This is a genomic window from Brachybacterium sp. YJGR34 (assembly GCF_003347015.1).
In the GTDB taxonomy this organism is placed as follows: Bacteria; Actinomycetota; Actinomycetes; order Actinomycetales; family Dermabacteraceae; genus Brachybacterium.
In genome coordinates this window covers 49,068-66,579 of the sequence record NZ_PNFB01000019.1, presented here as the reverse complement: position 1 = coordinate 66,579, position 17,512 = coordinate 49,068, and the positions used below count along the sequence as shown (strand labels likewise).

The following is a 17,512-nucleotide window of genomic DNA, read 5'->3' as shown; positions in this document are numbered from 1 at the left end:
CGCCCCGCTCCACCCGCACACCCACCCGAGAGGGACAGACCGATGACCACTGTCGACCCGACCGCCGCCTCCACCGAGCACGCGCACGACCACGCCGGGCACGGCTACATGTCCGACAAGGACCGCTACCTCGCACGCCTGAAGCGCATCGAGGGCCAGGCCCGCGGACTGCACCGCATGGTCGACGAGGAGAAGTACTGCATCGACATCCTCACCCAGATCAGCGCGCTCAAGAGCGCCCTGGACGGCGTGGCGATGGCGCTGCTGGACGACCACCTGGGCCACTGCGTCCTGGATGCCGCCCGCGCGGGCGGCGACGAGGGCGAGGAGAAGCTCAAGGAGGCCTCCGCGGCGATCGCCCGGCTCGTGCGGTCCTGAGCTCCGTCGGGGACTCCGGGACCGGTCGCCTCGCCGATCAGCGCCCCTTGCCGCGCCAGCGGGCGAGCACCTCGTCGGTGGTGAGGAGCTCGGCCTGCCGGTCGGCGGACAGCAGCTCCAGGACGTGCTCCTTGTGCTCGACCTGCTCGTCGGCCACCGCGTCGGTGATCACGGCGGCACGCACGTTGTTCGCGTAGGCGTCCCGTGCGGTCTGGGCGATGCAGGCGTGGGTCGAGACGCCGGCAATCAGCACCCGGGACACCTCCAGGTTGCGCACGCGCAGCAGCAGATCGGTGCCGAACCAGGCGCTGTCGCGGGTCTTCTCGATCCGGGTCATGCCCGTGGTGTCCAGCTCGGCCACGGTCGCCGTGCCGGGATCGCCGTGGAAGAGGAAGCCCTGCCCCGCCTCGAGCATGCCCAGGGTCCAGGTGGAGCCGTCGCGGCTGTGCTCGGTGGTGATCAGGAAGATCGGCACGTCGCGGCGCCGCGCCTGGTCCGCCAGGCGCTGCGCCGCGGCGACCACCTCGGCGCGGGACGCCTCCAGCGCCGGATGGTCGAAGAACGCCTCCTGCAGGTCGATCAGCAGCAGGGCGCTGCCGTCGGCCCCGGCGCGTGCCGGCCCCTGTCCGGTGGATGGTCCCATGGTTCCGCCCTTCCCTCGGGGCCGCTCCCCGACCGCTCCACCGTAGGCGGGGGCGGGGCCGGCGTCACGGGCTCGGCGTGCCGCCGTTGACGTTCAGGGTCTCGCCGATCACGTAGCTGGACTCCGTGGAGGTGAGGAAGACATAGGCCGGGGCCAGCTCGGTGGGCTGTCCGGCCCGGCCCAGCGGGGTGTTCTTGCCGAACTCCGGCAGGGCATCCTTGGGCTGGCCGTCGGAGACCTGCAGCGGGGTCCAGATCGGCCCCGGCGCCACCGCGTTCACCCGGATGCCGCGGGGAGCCAGCTGCTGCCCGAGCCCCTTGGTGAAGTTGTTGATCGCGGCCTTGGTCGAGGCGTAGTCCAGCAGATGCGCGGAGGGGTTGTAGGCCTGGATCGACGTCGAGTTGACGATGGTCGAGCCGGGCTGCAGGTGGCGCAGGGCCGCCTTGGAGACCCGGTAGATCGCGCGGATGTTGACGTCGAAGGTCGCGTCCCACTGCTCCTCCTCGAGATCCTCGAGGCGCTCGATCGCGATCTGCCGGCCCGCGTTGTTGACGACGGCGTCGAGCCCGCCCAGCCCGGAGGCCGCCTCCTCGACGACACGGGTGCAGAACTCGAGGTCCGCGAGGTCCCCGGGCAGTCGCAGCGCGGTGCGCCCCGCGTCCTCGATGAGACCGGCGATGTGCTGGGCGTCCTCCTCCTCCTCGGGGAGGTAGGAGAGGGCGACGTCGGCGCCCTCCCGGGCGAAGGCGATCGCGACCGCCGCCCCGATGCCGGAGTCCGCGCCGGTGATCAGGGCCCGTCGGCCCTCCAGACGGCCCGTGCCGCGATAGGAGTCTTCCCCGCGATCGGTCTGCGGGATGAGCTCGGCATCGAGGCCGGGCTCGCTCTGGTGCTGCTTCGGCGGCGTGATGTCGGGGAAGCGATGTACAGGATCCTGAAAGGTCAGCTGGTCGGTCGTCATGATCGTTCCTCTCACCATGTCGCGGAGGGCCGGCGGAGCGGCGCACGGCGTGGTCCGACGCCCCCGGCCCGGGACGTCGTCAACGTAACCTCGATCCCCGCGGCAGGGGAAGGAGTGCGACCGACCGCTCGGTCCCGGCCGGTGCCGGACGGGTGCAGTCCCGCTCCAGGAGCCGGCAGTAGAGTGCGGGGGTCCACCCCCTGCGAGGAAAGTCCACGATGCCTGCTGCCAGCACCCTGACCGCCACGTCCCTGCATGCCGGCCATCCCGGTCAGAGCGTGCTCGCGGGAGTCGACCTCACCCTCCGCGCCGGGGAGGCGCCGGTAGGACTGCTCGGCGCATCGGGCTCGGGCAAGACCACGCTGATCGAGACGCTCTCCGGGGCGCTGAAGCCGACGTCGGGTCAGGTCACCTGGAACGGGCGCAGCGTGCACCGGCTGCGCGGGAAGGAGCGCCGCGCCTTCCGCGCGGCGGTCCGCTTCGTCTCCCAGTACGCGATGACCATCGCCGACCCGCGCGAGACCGTGACCTCGCGGCTCGAGCTGGCCGCGAAGGAGGCGCGCAAGGGCGGACGCACCCACGCCGTCTCCTCTGCCGAGATGCTCGAGAGCGTGGGCCTGCCCGAGAATTTCCTCCCTCGCACGATGCGCACCCTCTCCGGCGGGGAGACGCAGCGGGTGGCGCTCGCGACCGCACTGGCCACCCGGCCGGAGATCCTGGTCCTGGACGAGCCGCTGACCGCGGTGGACCCGACCATGCGCGGCGAGATCGCCGCCCGCCTGGCCGATGTCATCGCGCGCCTGGGCATCGGCACACTGATCGCCTCCCACGACGTCGAGCTGCTGCAGCGCCTGTGCCCGCAGATCGCCTTCCTCGGCGAGGGCCGGATCCTCGCCACCGGGACCCTCGAGGAGGTCCTCGCCCACACCGAGCACGAGGAGATCGCCGAGCTCGCGGACAACGCCGCCGAGGCCGTGCGGCGGTTCGCCTGATCGAGGTCCATGGTCCGGCGGCGACGGCGGCGCTAGGCTCCTGTCATCAGCCCTCCCCCGGTGAAAGGACCCGCGATGTCCGATCAGCCTCCCGGCATGTCCTCCGAGGCGCTCCGCAACGGCACCGGGAAGGAATGGCCCCAGTGGGTGGAGATCCTCGACGGGATCGGCGCCACCTCGATGGACCACACCGCCATCGCCCGGCACATCCGTGACACCTACGCGCTGAGCACGTGGTGGTCGCAGGCCGTCGCCATCGGGTACGAGGATGTCAAGGGCATGCGCCCGCGCGGGATGACCAGCGACGGCTTCGCGGCCAATGCGAGCAAGACCTTCGACCTCCCAGTGCACGTGCTGTGGCGCCATGTCGCCGAGGACGAGCTGCGCGCGCTCTGGCTCGATCCCGGCCTGCTCACGGCGTCGAGCGCGAAGGAGGATCGGACCTTCAACGCGCGGTGGAACGCCGACGACTCGCGGGTCAGCGCGACCTTCACGGCGAAGGGCGAGGCCCGCAGCTCCCTGAGCCTGCAGCACCGCCGTCTGGCCTCCCAGGAGCAGATCCCGGAGACGAAGGCGTTCTGGAAGGACGCCCTGGCCCGCCTGGCCGACGTCGTCGGTCGCGGGAGCTGACCCGGCACCCCGGCCGGTGGTGGCCCTTGCCCCCGCTCTGCACCGGTTCACACCCGGCACCGTCACCCGGCGATCCGGGACCTGGGCAGTACTTTGGACCACGCTGAGATCATCCTGAATCCCGGTGCGAGCACACCGCCTCGCGAGGACCTCGCCGCCTGCGCGCCCGCCGCCTCCCCGACGGCGACCTCCCGCTCGGCGGCCGAACGCCCCCTTCTCGACGGCGACGACCGAAAGGAGAACGACGATGAGCGACGAGACCGAGGTGCAGCGCCTGCGAGCCGAGGTGGCGGCGCTGCAGGCCGAACTGGCCACGAAGGAGGCGGCGACCCCCGCCCCAGCTCCCGCGGCGCCCCGGTCCGGCACCGGATGGTTCCGTCCGCTGCTGGCCAGTGCTCTCATCGTCCTCGCCGCCCTGCTGGCGCCGGTCACCGTGATCGCCAACTGGGCGCATGACCTGGTCACCGACACGGACCGCTACGTGGAAACGGTCGCTCCCCTGGCCGAGGACCCCGCGGTCAAGGCCGCGGTCTCCGAGGCGGTCACGCAGGCGATCATGGAGGCGCTGAACGTCGACGAGCTCACCGCCCAGGCTCTGCAGGCCATGTCCGAGCAGGATTTCGTGCCGCCCCAGGTGGCACCGATGGTGCCCGGGCTGGCCACTCCCCTCAGCGATGCTGTGGAGGGATTCGTCCACGACACGACCGATCAGTTCGTGAACTCCGAGCGATTCGAGCAGGCCTGGGAGACCGCCAACCGGGAGGCCCACGCCCAGGCGGTCGCGGTGCTGACGGGCGAGGGCTCCGAGACCGTCCACGTCGCCGATGGCACCGTGGCGCTGAACATCGCCCCCTTCGTCGCGGCGGCCAAGGAGCGGCTCGCCGAGCGCGGATTCGGTCTGGCCGAGCGCATCCCGGAGATCGACAAGACGATCGTCATCTTCCACTCCGAGCAGCTGTCCGCCGCGCAGACCGCCGTCAGCTGGCTCAGCACGGTCGCGCGCATTCTCCCGTTCCTCGCCCTCGCCGCCCTGGTGGGCGGGGTGCTCCTCATGCCGGATCGACGCAAGGGCCTGCTGGCGGCGGGGATCGCCGTGGCGGCGACCATGGCGCTGCTCGGCCTCGCGCTGAACATCGTCCGCCCGCTCTACCTCGGTGCCGTACCGGAGGGCGTCCTCCCCCACGACGCGGCGGCGGCCGTCTACGACCAGGTCACCCTGTTCCTCACCACGGCGCTGCGGGCGGTGCTGGTGGTCGCGGTGGCGCTCGTGGTCATCGCCTTCCTGCTCGCGCGGTCCGGGGCCGGTGCGACGGTGCGCCGAGGGATCGGCGCGGGCCTGGGCCGGCTGAGCGAGACCTCGGGGATCTCCCGTGGACCGGTGTCCCGGTTCGCCTATGAGCACGTGAACCTGCTGCGTGCGGTGGTGGCCGGGATCGCGGTGCTCTGGTACGTCCTGCTGCCGCACCCCACCGGCGCCGACGCCCTGATCATCCTGGTGGTCGCTGTGGTGGCCCTGTTGCTCGTCCAGCTGGTCGCCGGACCGCGGAACGCTCGCTCGGAGCTCGCCGAGGAGCCGTCCGGAGCGGCTGCCGCGCAATCACCGGCATCCGCCGCCGGCCCGGCCGCGGGGCCGACGGAGCATCGCTCCTGATCCACGACCCGGCGGCGCCGGCGCCGACCTCCGGGAGCTGCATGACGGGGGCACCCACCAGCTGGTGGGTGCCCCTGTCATCTGCGTCCGGACAGGTCACTGCCCGGGCCACGGATCCCGCCAGTCGACGACCTCGGCCGAGCCCAGTGCCACGGGTCCCCGGGTGAGGACGTGCGGGGTGCCGTGGAACCAGGCACCGCGACGGTGCTCCCGGGCGAGCTGCGCGATCCACTCGGCGTTGCGCGCGGTGGTCTCCTTCTCCGCGCAGTACTCGTCGGTCCGCAGCGTGCTGACCTCCCGCGGGTCGATCGGCTCGCCGCTGCGGGTGAGCCGGCGATCCAGCACCACGGCCGGCCCGATCTCCTCGACACCGATGGCCCAGAACTCCTGCGCAGGCAGCTCCACCGCCGCGATGTCGCGCCAGGCGCTCCAGATGGCGTGCGGGTGGATCGGGGTCAGGAAGATGACCTCCGTCCACCGCGCGTCGATCACGGGGATCCACGTCTCCGGGAGCCGGCGCCGCTGCGGAGTGTCGTCGTACTTCGCGATCGCAGTGGCATAGGCCTCGGGATCCGCGTGCTGCAGCGCGCTGAGAGGGTGCAGCTCCTCGAGGCCGGCGTGCGCGGCGGAGCGGAGGTGGAAGACGCAGCGGCGATGGTCCGCCGGCTCCTGCTCGCCGGGGCGGGGCGAGGCCGCGCTCAGCGCCATGGCCACTCCCCCTCCCCGCACGGGACGCTCGTCGCACACTCGCGCAGCTCGGTCATCATGGCATCGGCAGAGCCGGCCGCCCGGGCCCGCATGTACTCCTCCAGCGCAGTCATCGATCCACCGTAGCGGCCCGCGGTGCGGGCCGGCCAGATCATCGGCGGGCACGAGAAAGCCCCCGCCGCGACTGCGACGGGGGCTTATCTCACCGGTGCGCCATCAGGGACTCGAACCCCGGACCCGCTGATTAAGAGTCAGCTGCTCTAACCAACTGAGCTAATGGCGCGAACAGGAAAGAACTTTACCCCCATCCGGCCGCGCGTCCAAGCCGAGAGGGCTCTCTGTGAGCGAGCGAACAGCGGCGGCGTCCCCGCGAGTCCCGCACCCTTCCCCCGAGGCGTTTCCGCCCGTCGGCCGGGACGGAAGCCGCCGCGGCGGGCACCGGCGATCCTCTAGACTCGGATCTCCCAGGAACGTCGGCGCACGAGAGTCTCCCCAGGCTGCTCGGCAGAGGAGGTCAGGGTGAGGATCGCGGTCACCGGTGCCACAGGTGTGCTCGGCCAGGAAGCCGTCCAGGCGCTGGTCTCTGCCGGGCACGAGGTCACCGGCATCACGCGCCGCGACTCCGGCATCCCGATCGTCGAGGGGCGCGGCGCCTCCGCGATCGTGGCCGACGTCTTCTCCACTGACGATCTGACCCGCGCTTTCCGCGGGCACGAGGTCGTCCTGAACACGCTCGCCCACGTGCCGGTGGGCGGCGCCGGGATGCGCCCCCTGGCGTGGCGCGAGGACGATCGGCTCCATGCGGAGGCCTCCGTGGCCATCGCGAAGGCCGCTGCCGAGGCGGGTGTTCACCGCCTGATCCAGGAGTCGTCGGTGTACCTGTACCCGGACAACGGCGCGGACTGGATCACCGAGGACCAGCCGCTGAGCGTGCGCAATCAGGCCTTCCGCCCCCGCGTCAAGGAGATGCGCGCCGCGGTGGACTTCGCGACCGCGGGCCGCAGCGCGGTGATCCTGCGTCTGGGCCAGCTGTTCGGCCGCGACCCGCAGACCACCCATGCCCTCAAGGCGGTCCGCGAGGGCGACCCGATCCTGCTGGGCAAGCCGGAGAGCTACGTGACCCTGCTGCACCACTCGGATGCCGGGCGCGCCTTCGTGGCGGCGCTGCGGGCGGGCAGCGGCTTCTACAACGTCGGCGGCGAGCCGATCACCCGCAGCCGCTGGGCGAAGGACCTCGCCACCGAGGCCGGTGCGCGCCACAGCGCGAAGTTCTACCCCGAGATCACGCAGGCGATCGTCGGCACCCGCCTCGAGGTCCAGCGCCGCTCGCTGCGCGTCTCCTCGGTGCGGTTCATGAACGAGACCGGCTGGCGGCCCACGGTGGGCCCGTCCACCCCCGGCTGGTCCCGCCGCTGACCTCGAGCCTCGCCGCCGGCATCGGTCGGTGCCGGCGGAACGGGCCCGTGCTGCGGGGCCCAGCGCCGCAGCGTGCAGTCCGCGGGCCCGGGCGTCGATGCCGTGGGACCGGACAGGTCGCCGGTCTCCTGCATGCCGCGATGCTGCCCTCTGCACAGTCGTCATACTCGATGCATGGACCCGGAATCGCCGTTCCCCTCTGATCATGGCCGCTGCCCCTGCGGCAGCGGCGACACCCTCGGCGCCTGCTGCGGGCCGGTGCTGCGCGGCGACCGCCGGGCCGCCACCGCGCAGGCGCTGATGCGCTCGCGCTACACGGCCTTCGCCCTCGGCGACCTCGAGCATCTGCTGCGCAGCTGGCACCCGGACACCCGGCCGGAGCGCGGGGAGCTGGCCGCGTCGCTGGCCGACGAGGTGCGCTGGCTGCGTCTGGACATCCTGGGGACGAGGGCGGGCGGCCCGTTCGACGCCGACGGCACCGTCGAGTTCCGGGCGATCTCCAAGGGCCCGCGGGGCCGGCAGGAGCAGCACGAGATCTCGCGCTTCGTCCGCGAGGACGGGCACTGGCTCTACGTCGACGGGGACCTCTGAGCGATCCGCGGACACTCGCGATCACTCGCCGCGGCCCAGCGCACATCCGCAGCGAGCACGCAGAAAGGTGCGGTCCCGAACCATGATCCGGGCGGGGAGGGGGAGGGCGCCCACCCGGGCCGGTCCCTACCCTTGATCGGGGCGGATGTGGTGCGGGCCCGCACCTTTCCAGGTCGCGGTCCGGGGAGCGATGTGCCCCGGGGAGGCTCAGGACTTCGCGGCCCGGGCTCGTTCCTTCGCCGCGCGGGCCTTCCGGGCCTCGGTCTTCTTCTCGGAGTCCTCGTCCCCGCCGGACAGGACGATCGCCGCGGCGACCCCCGCTCCGAGGAGGACCACGCCGATGACGCCGCCTGCGATCGCCGGGAGCGTCGCAGAGGTCTTCCCGTCACCGGCGTCGGAAAAACCCTTCACCGAGCCGAGCACCTCGTTCTTCCACCGCCGCGCGGCGTTCTTCGGGTTCACGCGATCGACCAGCTCGTCGATGTCGGACGCGAGGTTGTCCTGCCGGCGATAGGCCTCATCGCGCATGTCATCCAGGCTCTTCTTCGTGGCCACCACTGCCTCCGGTGTTCTCTGGTCTCGATCGATCCGATGCTATCGCGGTCGGGTCGCTGTGACGGAATCCCCGTCGAACACGGGGCGCCCCGACGCCGGATCCGTGCCCGGCCTGTCGGCAGGCGGCCCCGCCGGCGCGGGACTCAGCCGCGGGTGCGGGCGAGGAAGTCCTCGGCCCCGCCGACGAGCTCGATGTGTCCGGTCTCGACGTCGGCCGTCGCCATCGCGGCGACCTCGGCGGCGAACTCCTCGACCGAGTAGAGCTTGCCGGCGGCCTCGCGCCGCTCCTCGAGCGCACCGGGACGTGCACGGTTCAGGAGGGTGGCGGTGACCGTGCCCTCGATCATGTCGCCGGAGACCACCACGAAGGAGACGCCCTTGGCGCTCATCTCGTCGATCCGGGCGGTCAGCGCGGTCTCGCCGGCGCGCTTGGAGCGAGCGACCTGCTCGTACTCGGGCATGGTCTCGACCTCGTCGATGAAGTGCGCCTGGTGGCTGGTCACGAAGACCACGCGGCCGCCGGGCGCGAGGCGCTCCAGGCCGGCCTCGAGCGCGGCGACCTGCGCGTCACGGTTCAGCCGCATCGCGTAGTCCTCGCCGAGGTTCGTCTCCATGCCCCCGGAGGCGTTGAGGACCAGCAGGTCCAGACCGCCGTAGGTGTCCACTGCGGCCTGGAGCAGGGAGGCGATGCCCTCGGCCTCGGTGATGTCCGCGCCGACGGCGATCGCCTGACCACCGGCCGCCTCGATCTCCGCGACGACCTTGTTCGCGCGCGGCGCCTTCTGGCGGTAGTTGATGACGACGTTCGCGCCCTGCTCGGCGAGCAGCGTCGCGGTGGCGGCACCGACTCCACGCGAGGATCCGGTGACGACGGCGGTCTTGCCTGCGAGGGCGCTCATGGGGAACTCCTGTGAACTCGGGGGTCTCGTGACGTGGTCGAGGGGCGTCGCAGCCGCACGGGTCGGGATCCGGGCCGGAGCGGCGCGCCACCAGGGACACGAGCCTACCGGAGCACGACCCGCGGGCCGTTAGGCTGGGCGGGCGCGCGAGTGGCGGAACTGGCAGACGCGCTGGATTTAGGTTCCAGTGCCCGAGGGCGTGAGGGTTCGAGTCCCTTCTCGCGCACGCAGGCTTTAGCTCCTGACCTGCAATGACGAAGCGACGGAGCGGGCGTCGGAGTTGATCCGAACACGAAATGAAGACATCGACCCCAAGGGTCCGTTCGTCAGACCCCTCCCCCAGGCTGGGCGCCATGTACGACGCACGACAGCTCGAGCTCGGCGCACTCCCGCCCCCAGACCACAGGCCGGCACGTGGTGCTCGACCGACACCGGTTCAACCCCGTGTCGTGGGACCTGCTCGGTCAGACCTCCCAGGACCCGGCACGGACGGAGCGGGCGGGAGCGACGTCGAGCAGCATTTCGCCCACCAGAAGGCGGTGCAGACGATCCAGGACGTGACGATCCACTACCAGCTCACACTCATCGGCCCGACAGTGACGGTGACGCACTCGGACATCGACGAGACTCTGCCTTTGCATTCGGTGCGGCTCACGGCCGGCGAGAGCGAGCTCGTCGTCGTCTCGACGGAGTGGATCGACCGCTGGGGCGAGCTCGACGAGTACGTGCTCGCGTGGCTGCTGGAGCACATCGACCTCCACGCTGCACGATCACGACCCGGGTCACGTCGGTACGACGAGGTGTGGATGCGGGCGTGGCGCGAGGCGAACCCGGTGGTGAGCTAAGAGGTGTGCCGGCAGCGCCCTGGTAGACGAGCGGCTACGACGGCCGGGAGTGACCACGCGCCCGTGCTCCCCACGGTGAGTGGGTGGACCTCCTGCGGGCGCCTTCACCTCGACAGAGCTGGACGTGTCTCTCGATAGCTCGCGATTTTTGACACCCGACAAGAAACTGCGACAATGACAGCGTGGATCCCATCTGAAACCCCCTCGCAGGAGACCGCCTTGGAGCGTCGAACCCTATTCCGTAGACTCGCCGGACCGGCAAGACACGACGAACTCACGAGCAACGTTCTCTGACATGGGATCACGGAACACTGTGCGATTCCTGCTCATCTCCGCCAGCACTGGCGTCGTATTCAGCTGGCTCCTGGACGCGGTCCGCGGCGGATTCGAGGGCGGCCCCACAGCACTTGCAGCCGTCCTCGTGCTTGTACTCATCGCCTGCGCCGCTCTGACATTCCATGGGGGCTCACGATCCTGACCGAGGTTCTCAGCGTGGGGGAAAGCTGGATTCAGCTCCTCCGGCCACGACGGAGCTCGGGACGGAAGGAATGACCACCGTTCGCGGTGACGAAGCGTGATGAGCTCCGCGCCCAGCACGGCCGAGCCGGAGCGCGCCCGTGCTGAGCGACTCCGTGGAAACAATGACTGAGCGCCCGCATCTCAGCCAGGAGACCAGGGAGGGCGGGCACTCCTTCGTCATCCACCAGGTACTCTCAGCAACCCTTTCGGGGCCGGTGTGCGGTTCGCACGTACTCGCCTACTACCGCGAAAGGCAAAGGTGCGAGATTCCACCATCCGACGAGGTGCCCGTCCGCGGAGTACTGAATGACCATTCCGATGACAGCCGTCATCACGAGCACAGAGACCACGTTTCTCAGCGTCACCCTGGCCACCTTACATGTGGGGCGCTCTGGAGCGAGCCCTGCAGGTCATCGACTACCTGACGGAATGCAAGCATCGCCTGGAGTGCCTTGAACCCGCCGTGACGAGCGATGGACCTCGCCTCGATCGTGAAGCCAGGAGGAGGGCGACGTCATGTCATCGTCGATTGATGTCGTGCCCGGCGGATCAACGATTGCTGACTTCTCGGGTGTCCGTGGCGGCGAAGAACTGCCGTGCAGCATCCGCGAGCCGGATGATCCCCAGCACCGCCACAATTCCACCGAGCAGGACGCTCTGCGACAGAGAGACGCCGGAGGTGGCCCAGGCGATCCCGAACCAGACGATAATCACTGACACCAGGATCCCGACTATTCCCAGAAAGAGTTTCTTCCAATCCATCCACCCTCCTCGCCCGTGCGGTCCGAATCGATGATGGTACATGGGGTGCATGCCCTGCCATCGCCACCGGACGTCGCGGTACGAGGGCCGGTTCCGAGGCCCCTCTCTCACACGACGGCTTTCTTCTCTGAACAGCAGGTACTCGGCATCGGGACGGGTCGCTGGGCCACGGCGGGCATGGATCGATCAGATCAAGGCCCGAGGCCTTCCCATCAAGCCTTCCCCCGGACGTGGCACCGTGAACGAGGCACCGCAGGTCGGGCTCGGCGCACTCCCGCGCCCCCGCAGACCCGAGATCGACGGACAGGTTGCGACGCGAGGTGCGGCCACCCGGTACGAGGCGGGAGCGCGACGCATGCCCTGGAGCCCTGACGGACTCCGCTTTAGGTTTGTGTCACGAGACATTGCGTTCACCGCGGTATTCTGAGGGTGAGGAACGGCAATGAGGGAGGGTTCCCATGGACGAGCCCACACGGTCCGCGCGGGCAGGGACAACGTTGCGACGCGCCCTGCTGACGACCGCCGCCTGGACCGCACCGATGGCTGTCGTGGCGACCGCCGCTCCCGCCCTCGCCGCCTCGGTCGCCTGCGAGATGAGCTTTCCCCCGCCCAGCAGCGGGAACGGGTGGAGTCCGCAGACCACGCCAGGGAACATCCTCTCGGGAACCTCAGGCAGTTGGCAGTTCACCAACGGGGGCTACATCGTCACCCGGGATCCGAACCAGGCGTACGACGGCGCCATCACGGTCGAGGTGACGAGCCCTCCGATCTCCTTCCAGGCCGGCTTCGAGTACCTCTTCACCTTCGACTACGAGCTGTTCGAGGAGGGACCGAGGTCGATGACCTTCGACCTCCTGGTCGACGGCGAGGTGGTGCCGGGAAGTCATCTCGACACCGCCGATGCCCCGGGCACCGGCAGCGTGGAGGCTCTGTACACGGCGACGAGCACCGGGGAGAAGACCGTGTCGCTGCTGTTCACCTTCGAGTCCGGCACCGAGGAGACGGCCTCCGACGGCATCCGCGTCTCGGGCCTCACGGCGGAGTGTGCCGCCTAGCCGTCTCCGCGACGAGACCGGACGTTCCCGTTCCGATGCGGTCGTCCAGCGTGTATCGGCGATGCCTGCGCGGCTAGGGTCGGTCCATGACCGACACCTCGACACCTCGCCGCGGGAACCCCGCCGGCATCGCCTCGCTCGCCGTCGCGATCCTGCTGCTCCTGGCGAGCATCGCCGCCCACGCGCTCGCGCCCGCGCTTCCGCTCCTCCTCGACCAGGCCGGCATGTCGTACCGAGTGGTTCCGCTCCTGATCACGGGTCCACAGGTGCTCCTCGCCATCATCGCGGCCGTCCTCGGCATCATCGGGCTGCTGCTCCGCGACCGGCCCCGTGTCCTCGCCCTCATCGGCACCACCCTCGGCGTCAGCCACCTCGTCGTCGCGGTCGTCGGAGCGCTCGCCTCCGGGGTCGTCGCGGCACTGCTCGCCGCGGCCTGATCACCCCTGCTGCGAACGCGTAGGACTGCGGCCCCGCCAGCGTCTACCCTGGTCCCGGTAGCACGGAGGACGGTCTCGAGCCCTCCTCGCGCATCGCTGGACCACAACCCGAGGAGACGCTTCATGACCCTGTTCGGCCTCGTCCGCCATGGGCAGACGGACTACAACCTGCAGAACCGCTTCCAGGGCTCCTCGGACATCCCGCTGAACGCCACCGGGATCGAGCAGGCGCACCATGCCCTGGACGGCCTGCCCGACGTCGAGTGGGACGTGATCCTGTCCTCGCCGCTGCAGCGGGCCGAGCAGACCGCGCGGATCATCGCCGAGGACCACGGCATCCCCTTCGGCGGCACCGAGGAGCGCCTGGTGGAGATCCACTGGGGCGTCGCCGAGGGAGAGCCCGTCGAGGAGATGGAGGAGCGCTATCCGGAGCGCTCCTTCCCCGGGCGTGAGGACCACCAGGCGGTCGCCGATCGCGGCTATGACGGCCTGGAGGCGCTCGAGGAGCGCTTCCCCGGGAAGAAGGTGCTGCTCGTCGCCCACGGCACGCTGATCCGCTTCGTCCTCTCCGGCATCATCGAGCGCCCGCTGCCGTCGATCCCCAACGGCACGCTCTCGCAGGTCGAGCTCGAGGGCACCTCCTGGCGGGTGCGGATGATCGCCGGTCGCGACGTCGACCACACGGTCAAGGTCGCCTCCCGGGAGCAGAACCCGCGGTTCTTCGTCGAGAAGGGCCAGCTGGCCCCGCTCCCCGCCGCGTCGGCGGAGGCCCCCGGGGCCGACGACGCACCCGCCACCGCCGAGGGAGGGCCCCGATGAGCAACCGCACCGCCGTGGACTCCGAGGGCTCCTGGTTCGAGCCGGAGCGGATCTCCGAGCTGCGCCGGCACCTGCCGATCACCTACGTCGACGTGGTGCCCGTGCGCGCCGACACCGACGGCTCCGTGGCGGAGGTGGGCATGCTGCTGCGCGCCTCCGGCGACGGGCAGATCGTGCGGGCGATCGTCTCCGGGCGCGTCCTGATCCACGAGAGCCTCCGCGAGGCCATCGCGCGGCACGTCGAGAAGGACCTGGGGCCGATGGCGCTGCCGCGGGTGCCGGTCTCCCCGGTGCCGTTCACCGTGGCGGAGTACTTCCCGACGCCGGAGGTCTCCCCGTTCCACGATCCGCGCCAGCATGCGATCTCCCTGGCCTATGTGGTGCCGATCGACGGCGAGACCGCCCCGCAGGAGGATGCGCTGGAGCTGTCCTGGTTCGGGGTCGACGAGCTGCTCGCGGACAGCTCCCCGCTCGACGAGATGACCGGCGGGCGCGACCTGCTGGTGCGCCGTGCGCTCGCGCACGTCGGCGCCGCCTGATCGGTCCCGCTCCGACGGGTGGACGCCGGCCCACGGTGCGGCGCGGGGTCACGCGCCGCACCGCCCCGGAGGCTCAGGCCAGCAGCGGGGCCACCTGCGCGGCGAGCGCGCGGAAGGCCGTGCCACGATGGGAGATCGCGTCCTTCTCCTCCGGGCTGAGCTGCGCCGCGGAGCGCGTCTCGCCGTCGGGCCGGAACAGCGGGTCGTAGCCGAAGCCACCGTCGCCGTGGGGCTCGCGCAGCAGCACCCCGGGCATCTCGCCGCGCTCGACCACCTCGCGGCCGTCGGGGCCCACGAGTGCCGCCGCGCACACGAAGCGTGCCCCGCGATGCTCCTCGGGGACGTCGGAGAGCTGGGCGAGCAGCAGGGCGTTGTTCGCCGCGTCGTCGCCGTGGCGCCCGGACCAGCGGGCGGAGAAGATCCCCGGGGATCCGCCGAGGACGTCGACGGCGAGCCCGGAGTCGTCGGCGATCGCGAGCAGGCCGGTGGCCGCCGCGGCCGAGCGGGCCTTGAGCAGGGCGTTGCCCTCGAAGCTCACCTCGTCCTCGACCACGTCCGGCAGCGCGATCCCCGCGGAGGAGATGATCTGCTCCGCCGCCAGGCCCGGCACCGCCCCGACGAGGATGCGTTGCAGCTCCCGCAGCTTCCCCGGATTGTGGGAGGCGAGGATCACCCGCGCACCGGCGGGCGTTCCCGCGGGAACGTCGGCGCCGCTCATCGGGAGGTCGCCAGCACGTCCCGCTGGACCTGCGCCAGGCGCGCGCAGCCGTCGGTCGCGAGGTCCAGCAGGCTGCCCAGCTCGGCGCGGTCGAAGGGCGCGCCCTCGGCCGTGCCCTGGACCTCGACGAAGGAGCCGGAGCCGGTGACCACGACGTTCATGTCGGTCTCGGCCTCCACGTCCTCGCGGTACTCGAGGTCCAGCAGCGGACGCCCCTCGACGATCCCGACGCTGATCGCGCTCACGGAGTCGGTGAGGACGTCACGCGCGGCAGGCAGGGCGGTGTGCTGCTTGCCCCAGGTGATCGCATCGGCCAGCGCGACGTAGGCGCCGGTGATCGCGGCGGTGCGGGTGCCGCCGTCGGCCTGCAGCACGTCGCAGTCCAGCTGGATGGTGTTCTCACCCAGCGCGTCGAGATCGATGACCGCGCGCAGCGAGCGGCCGATCAGCCGGGAGATCTCGTGGGTGCGCCCGCCGATCTTCCCCTTGACCGACTCGCGCGGGGAGCGGGAGTTCGTCGCGCGCGGGAGCATCGCGTACTCGGCGGTGACCCAGCCGGAGCCGGAGCCCTTCTTCCAGCGCGGCACGCCCTCGGTGAAGGAGGCGGCGCACAGCACGCGGGTGCGGCCGAACTCGATGAGCGCGCTGCCCTCGGCGTGGTCGAGCCAGTTCCGGGTGATGCGCACCTCGCGCAGCTGGACGGGGGTGCGGCCGTCGACGCGGTCGCCGGCAGGGGTCGGGGTCGAAGAGCTCACGGAGCTCCTTCCTCGGGAGTGTGGGACGGGACGACCTCGAGGATATCCATGGGGCGGACCCTCCGCAGACGGCCCGTGTACACCTCGCGGGCCTCGGCCAGGGGAACCGCCGGGTCCGTCCAGGCGGGGATGTGGGTCAGCGCGAGGTCCCGCACCCCGGCGCGGGCCGCGGCCTGCCCGGCTCGGCGCCCGGTCAGGTGCACCCCGGTGAAGCGGTCGTCGCGCCCCTCGATGTACCCGGCCTCGCAGAGGAACAGGTCCGCGTCCCGGGCCAGCTCCTCGAGCGCCGCGCAGGAGTCGGTGTCCCCGGAGTAGGCGACGGTCTGCCCCGCGGCCGTGATCCGGAAGCCGTAGGCCTCGACCGGATGGACCACCGCACGGGTCTCGATCTCGAAGGGGCCGATGACCAGGCGCTGCCGATCGGCGAGCACGTGGTACTCGAAGGGCGAGCGGTCCACTCCGGCCGGGATGTGGCCCTCGCGCCCCACCACGGCGGCCAGCCGGTCCGCGAGCGGAGCGGGGGCGTGCAGCGGCAGCAGCGGGAGGTCGACGCGCGAGTGGTATGCGCGGAACACCTCGAGCCCGGTGAGGTCGAGATAGTGGTCCGGGTGCAGGTGGGAGACGATCACCGCGTCCAGATCGACCGGGTCGATGAGGCGCTGCAGCGGGCCGAAGGCGCCGGAGCCCAGATCCATCAGGACCCGCCAGATCCGGCCGGCCGCGTCCTCGTGCTCGAGCAGGTAGCTCGAGGCGGCGCCGTCGGGGCCCGCGAAGCTGCCGCTGCAGCCGATGACGTGGATCCTCATGTCGACACCACGGGCAGCGACCCGGTCATCTCGAGGGTGGGGCCCAGGAAGCGGCGGGAGAGGCGCGCGAAGCTCTCGCCGCCGGTCCCGATCGCGGTCTGCGCGAACACGTGGCGCGGGGGCCGCTCGGACTCGCGCAGCTGGTCGCTCGCCCGCAGCAGGCGATACACGTCCAGCGCCGTCTCCTCCGCGGAGGAGACCAGGGTGACGTCCGGGCCCATGAGGTAGCTGATGGGGCCGGCGAGCATCGGGTAGTGGGTGCAGCCCAGCACCAGGGTGTCCACCCCCTGGTCGCGGACCGGCGCCAGGTACTCCTCGGCGATGGACATCACCTCCTCGCCGCTGACCACGCCGTTCTCGACGAACTCGACGAAGCGCGGGCAGGCCTGGGTGACCAGCGAGAGGTTCGGCGCGGCGGCGAAGGCATCCTCGTAGGCGCGGGAGGTGACGGTGCCGGCGGTGGCGATCACGCCCACGCGATGGTTGCGGGTCGCGGCCACCGCACGGCGCACGGCCGGCTGGATGACCTCGACGACCGGGACGTCGTACCGCTCGCGGGCATCGCGCAGCACCGCCGCCGACGCCGTATTGCAGGCGATGACCAGCATCTTCACGCCGTGCCCGACGAGCTCGTCCATGATCTCCAGCGCGAGGGAGCGCACCTCGGCGATGGAGCGGGGGCCGTAGGGGCCGTGCTCGGTGTCGCCGAGGTAGACCAGCTCCTCCTGCGGCAGCTGGTCGAGGACGGCGCGGGCGACGGTGAGCCCGCCCACCCCGGAGTCGAAGATCCCGATCGGCGCGTTGTTCATCCGGGCAAGGCTAATGTTCGCGGG

General features: G+C 71.2%; 22 protein-coding genes and 2 tRNA genes. 12 read left to right on the top strand and 12 right to left on the bottom strand.

The window, feature by feature from the left end; genetic code table 11:
- Positions 1 to 42: 42 nt before the first annotated feature.
- Positions 43 to 378 carry a metal-sensitive transcriptional regulator gene (locus CXH06_RS14615; protein WP_114855936.1) on the top strand — a complete coding sequence of 112 codons (336 nt, stop codon included), beginning with the start codon at positions 43 to 45 and terminating at the stop codon, positions 376 to 378.
- A 37-nt stretch (positions 379 to 415) separates the two neighbouring features.
- On the opposite strand, the gene CXH06_RS14610 is transcribed toward CXH06_RS14615, so the two are convergent.
- Positions 416 to 1,021, bottom strand: a complete 606-nt coding sequence (locus CXH06_RS14610; protein ID WP_114855935.1) for a cysteine hydrolase family protein — start codon at positions 1,019 to 1,021, stop codon at positions 416 to 418.
- Between the two features lie 64 nt (positions 1,022 to 1,085).
- Positions 1,086 to 1,982: an SDR family oxidoreductase gene (locus tag CXH06_RS14605; RefSeq protein ID WP_114855934.1), complete on the bottom strand. Its 897-nt coding sequence runs from the start codon at positions 1,980 to 1,982 to the stop codon at positions 1,086 to 1,088.
- Positions 1,983 to 2,200: 218 nt separating this feature from the next.
- Between CXH06_RS14605 and CXH06_RS14600 the strand changes: the two genes are divergently transcribed.
- The 3 genes from CXH06_RS14600 (at position 2,201) to CXH06_RS14590 (ending at position 5,255) form a co-directional block, all read left to right on the top strand.
- Positions 2,201 to 2,974 (top strand): ABC transporter ATP-binding protein, encoded by a 774-nt coding sequence (locus CXH06_RS14600; RefSeq protein WP_114855933.1) that lies wholly within the window; start codon positions 2,201 to 2,203, stop codon positions 2,972 to 2,974.
- A gap of 75 nt (positions 2,975 to 3,049) precedes the next feature.
- A complete protein-coding gene (locus CXH06_RS14595) occupies positions 3,050 to 3,604 on the top strand; it encodes a hypothetical protein (protein ID WP_198684084.1) in 555 nt (184 codons plus the stop codon).
- Between the two features lie 247 nt (positions 3,605 to 3,851).
- Positions 3,852 to 5,255 carry a hypothetical protein gene (locus tag CXH06_RS14590; protein WP_114855932.1) on the top strand — a complete coding sequence of 468 codons (1,404 nt, stop codon included), beginning with the start codon at positions 3,852 to 3,854 and terminating at the stop codon, positions 5,253 to 5,255.
- Between the two features lie 96 nt (positions 5,256 to 5,351).
- Here the strand turns inward: CXH06_RS14590 and CXH06_RS14585 are convergent, their stop codons facing one another.
- The 3 genes from CXH06_RS14585 to CXH06_RS14580 form a co-directional block, all read right to left on the bottom strand.
- Complete coding sequence (locus CXH06_RS14585) at positions 5,352 to 5,963, bottom strand: hypothetical protein (RefSeq protein ID WP_114855931.1); 612 nt, start codon at positions 5,961 to 5,963, stop codon at positions 5,352 to 5,354.
- Positions 5,954 to 6,076 (bottom strand): hypothetical protein, encoded by a 123-nt coding sequence (locus tag CXH06_RS18720; RefSeq protein WP_255411455.1) that lies wholly within the window; start codon positions 6,074 to 6,076, stop codon positions 5,954 to 5,956. The genes CXH06_RS14585 and CXH06_RS18720 overlap by 10 nt, the downstream gene beginning before the upstream one ends.
- A 96-nt stretch (positions 6,077 to 6,172) precedes the next feature.
- Positions 6,173 to 6,246 (bottom strand) — tRNA-Lys (locus CXH06_RS14580).
- Positions 6,247 to 6,482: 236 nt separating this feature from the next.
- Here CXH06_RS14580 and CXH06_RS14575 point away from each other — a divergent pair.
- Positions 6,483 to 7,379 (top strand): NAD(P)-dependent oxidoreductase, encoded by an 897-nt coding sequence (locus CXH06_RS14575; protein WP_114855930.1) that lies wholly within the window; start codon positions 6,483 to 6,485, stop codon positions 7,377 to 7,379.
- Positions 7,380 to 7,553: 174 nt separating this feature from the next.
- Complete coding sequence (locus CXH06_RS14570) at positions 7,554 to 7,970, top strand: YchJ family protein (RefSeq protein WP_114855929.1); 417 nt, start codon at positions 7,554 to 7,556, stop codon at positions 7,968 to 7,970.
- 207 nt (positions 7,971 to 8,177) lie between these two features.
- On the opposite strand, the gene CXH06_RS14565 is transcribed toward CXH06_RS14570, so the two are convergent.
- The gene (locus CXH06_RS14565; RefSeq protein ID WP_114855928.1) at positions 8,178 to 8,525 is read right to left on the bottom strand and encodes a DUF3618 domain-containing protein; all 348 of its coding nucleotides are present in this window, start codon (positions 8,523 to 8,525) and stop codon (positions 8,178 to 8,180) included.
- Between the two features lie 143 nt (positions 8,526 to 8,668).
- Positions 8,669 to 9,424 carry an SDR family oxidoreductase gene (locus CXH06_RS14560; protein WP_114855927.1) on the bottom strand — a complete coding sequence of 252 codons (756 nt, stop codon included), beginning with the start codon at positions 9,422 to 9,424 and terminating at the stop codon, positions 8,669 to 8,671.
- A 144-nt stretch (positions 9,425 to 9,568) separates the two neighbouring features.
- On the opposite strand from CXH06_RS14560, the gene CXH06_RS14555 reads away from it, so the two are divergent.
- A tRNA-Leu gene (locus CXH06_RS14555) sits at positions 9,569 to 9,650 on the top strand.
- Between the two features lie 331 nt (positions 9,651 to 9,981).
- Complete coding sequence (locus CXH06_RS14550; RefSeq protein ID WP_232820378.1) at positions 9,982 to 10,269, top strand: hypothetical protein; 288 nt, start codon at positions 9,982 to 9,984, stop codon at positions 10,267 to 10,269.
- 1,068 nt (positions 10,270 to 11,337) lie between these two features.
- Here CXH06_RS14550 and CXH06_RS14545 read toward each other — a convergent pair.
- Complete coding sequence (locus CXH06_RS14545) at positions 11,338 to 11,550, bottom strand: hypothetical protein (RefSeq protein WP_114855925.1); 213 nt, start codon at positions 11,548 to 11,550, stop codon at positions 11,338 to 11,340.
- A 458-nt stretch (positions 11,551 to 12,008) separates the two neighbouring features.
- Here CXH06_RS14545 and CXH06_RS14540 point away from each other — a divergent pair, with 458 nt between their 5' ends.
- From CXH06_RS14540 to CXH06_RS14525, 4 genes are all read left to right on the top strand, one after another.
- The gene (locus CXH06_RS14540) at positions 12,009 to 12,605 is read left to right on the top strand and encodes a hypothetical protein (RefSeq protein WP_157975760.1); all 597 of its coding nucleotides are present in this window, start codon (positions 12,009 to 12,011) and stop codon (positions 12,603 to 12,605) included.
- An 86-nt stretch (positions 12,606 to 12,691) separates the two neighbouring features.
- A complete protein-coding gene (locus CXH06_RS14535) occupies positions 12,692 to 13,042 on the top strand; it encodes a hypothetical protein (RefSeq protein ID WP_114855923.1) in 351 nt (116 codons plus the stop codon).
- 123 nt (positions 13,043 to 13,165) lie between these two features.
- Entirely contained in the window at positions 13,166 to 13,861 is a 696-nt protein-coding gene (locus CXH06_RS14530) for a histidine phosphatase family protein (RefSeq protein WP_114855922.1), read from the top strand.
- The gene (locus tag CXH06_RS14525; RefSeq protein ID WP_114855921.1) at positions 13,858 to 14,400 is read left to right on the top strand and encodes a DUF4916 domain-containing protein; all 543 of its coding nucleotides are present in this window, start codon (positions 13,858 to 13,860) and stop codon (positions 14,398 to 14,400) included. Before CXH06_RS14530 ends, CXH06_RS14525 begins: the two co-directional genes overlap by 4 nt.
- A gap of 73 nt (positions 14,401 to 14,473) precedes the next feature.
- Here the strand turns inward: CXH06_RS14525 and rdgB are convergent, their stop codons facing one another.
- From rdgB to murI, 4 genes are read right to left on the bottom strand one after another with little or no spacing between them, the layout of a single operon-like run.
- A complete protein-coding gene (rdgB, locus tag CXH06_RS14520; RefSeq protein WP_114855920.1) occupies positions 14,474 to 15,118 on the bottom strand; it encodes an RdgB/HAM1 family non-canonical purine NTP pyrophosphatase in 645 nt (214 codons plus the stop codon).
- A complete protein-coding gene (rph, locus tag CXH06_RS14515) occupies positions 15,115 to 15,873 on the bottom strand; it encodes a ribonuclease PH (RefSeq protein ID WP_114855919.1) in 759 nt (252 codons plus the stop codon). Before rph ends, rdgB begins: the two co-directional genes overlap by 4 nt.
- Positions 15,870 to 16,679, bottom strand: a complete 810-nt coding sequence (locus tag CXH06_RS14510) for an MBL fold metallo-hydrolase (protein WP_114855918.1) — start codon at positions 16,677 to 16,679, stop codon at positions 15,870 to 15,872. The genes rph and CXH06_RS14510 overlap by 4 nt, the downstream gene beginning before the upstream one ends.
- On the bottom strand, positions 16,676 to 17,488 hold the full coding sequence (gene murI / locus CXH06_RS14505) for a glutamate racemase (protein WP_114855917.1): 813 nt from the start codon (positions 17,486 to 17,488) through the stop codon (positions 16,676 to 16,678). Before murI ends, CXH06_RS14510 begins: the two co-directional genes overlap by 4 nt.
- Between the last annotated feature and the right edge of the window lie 24 nt (positions 17,489 to 17,512).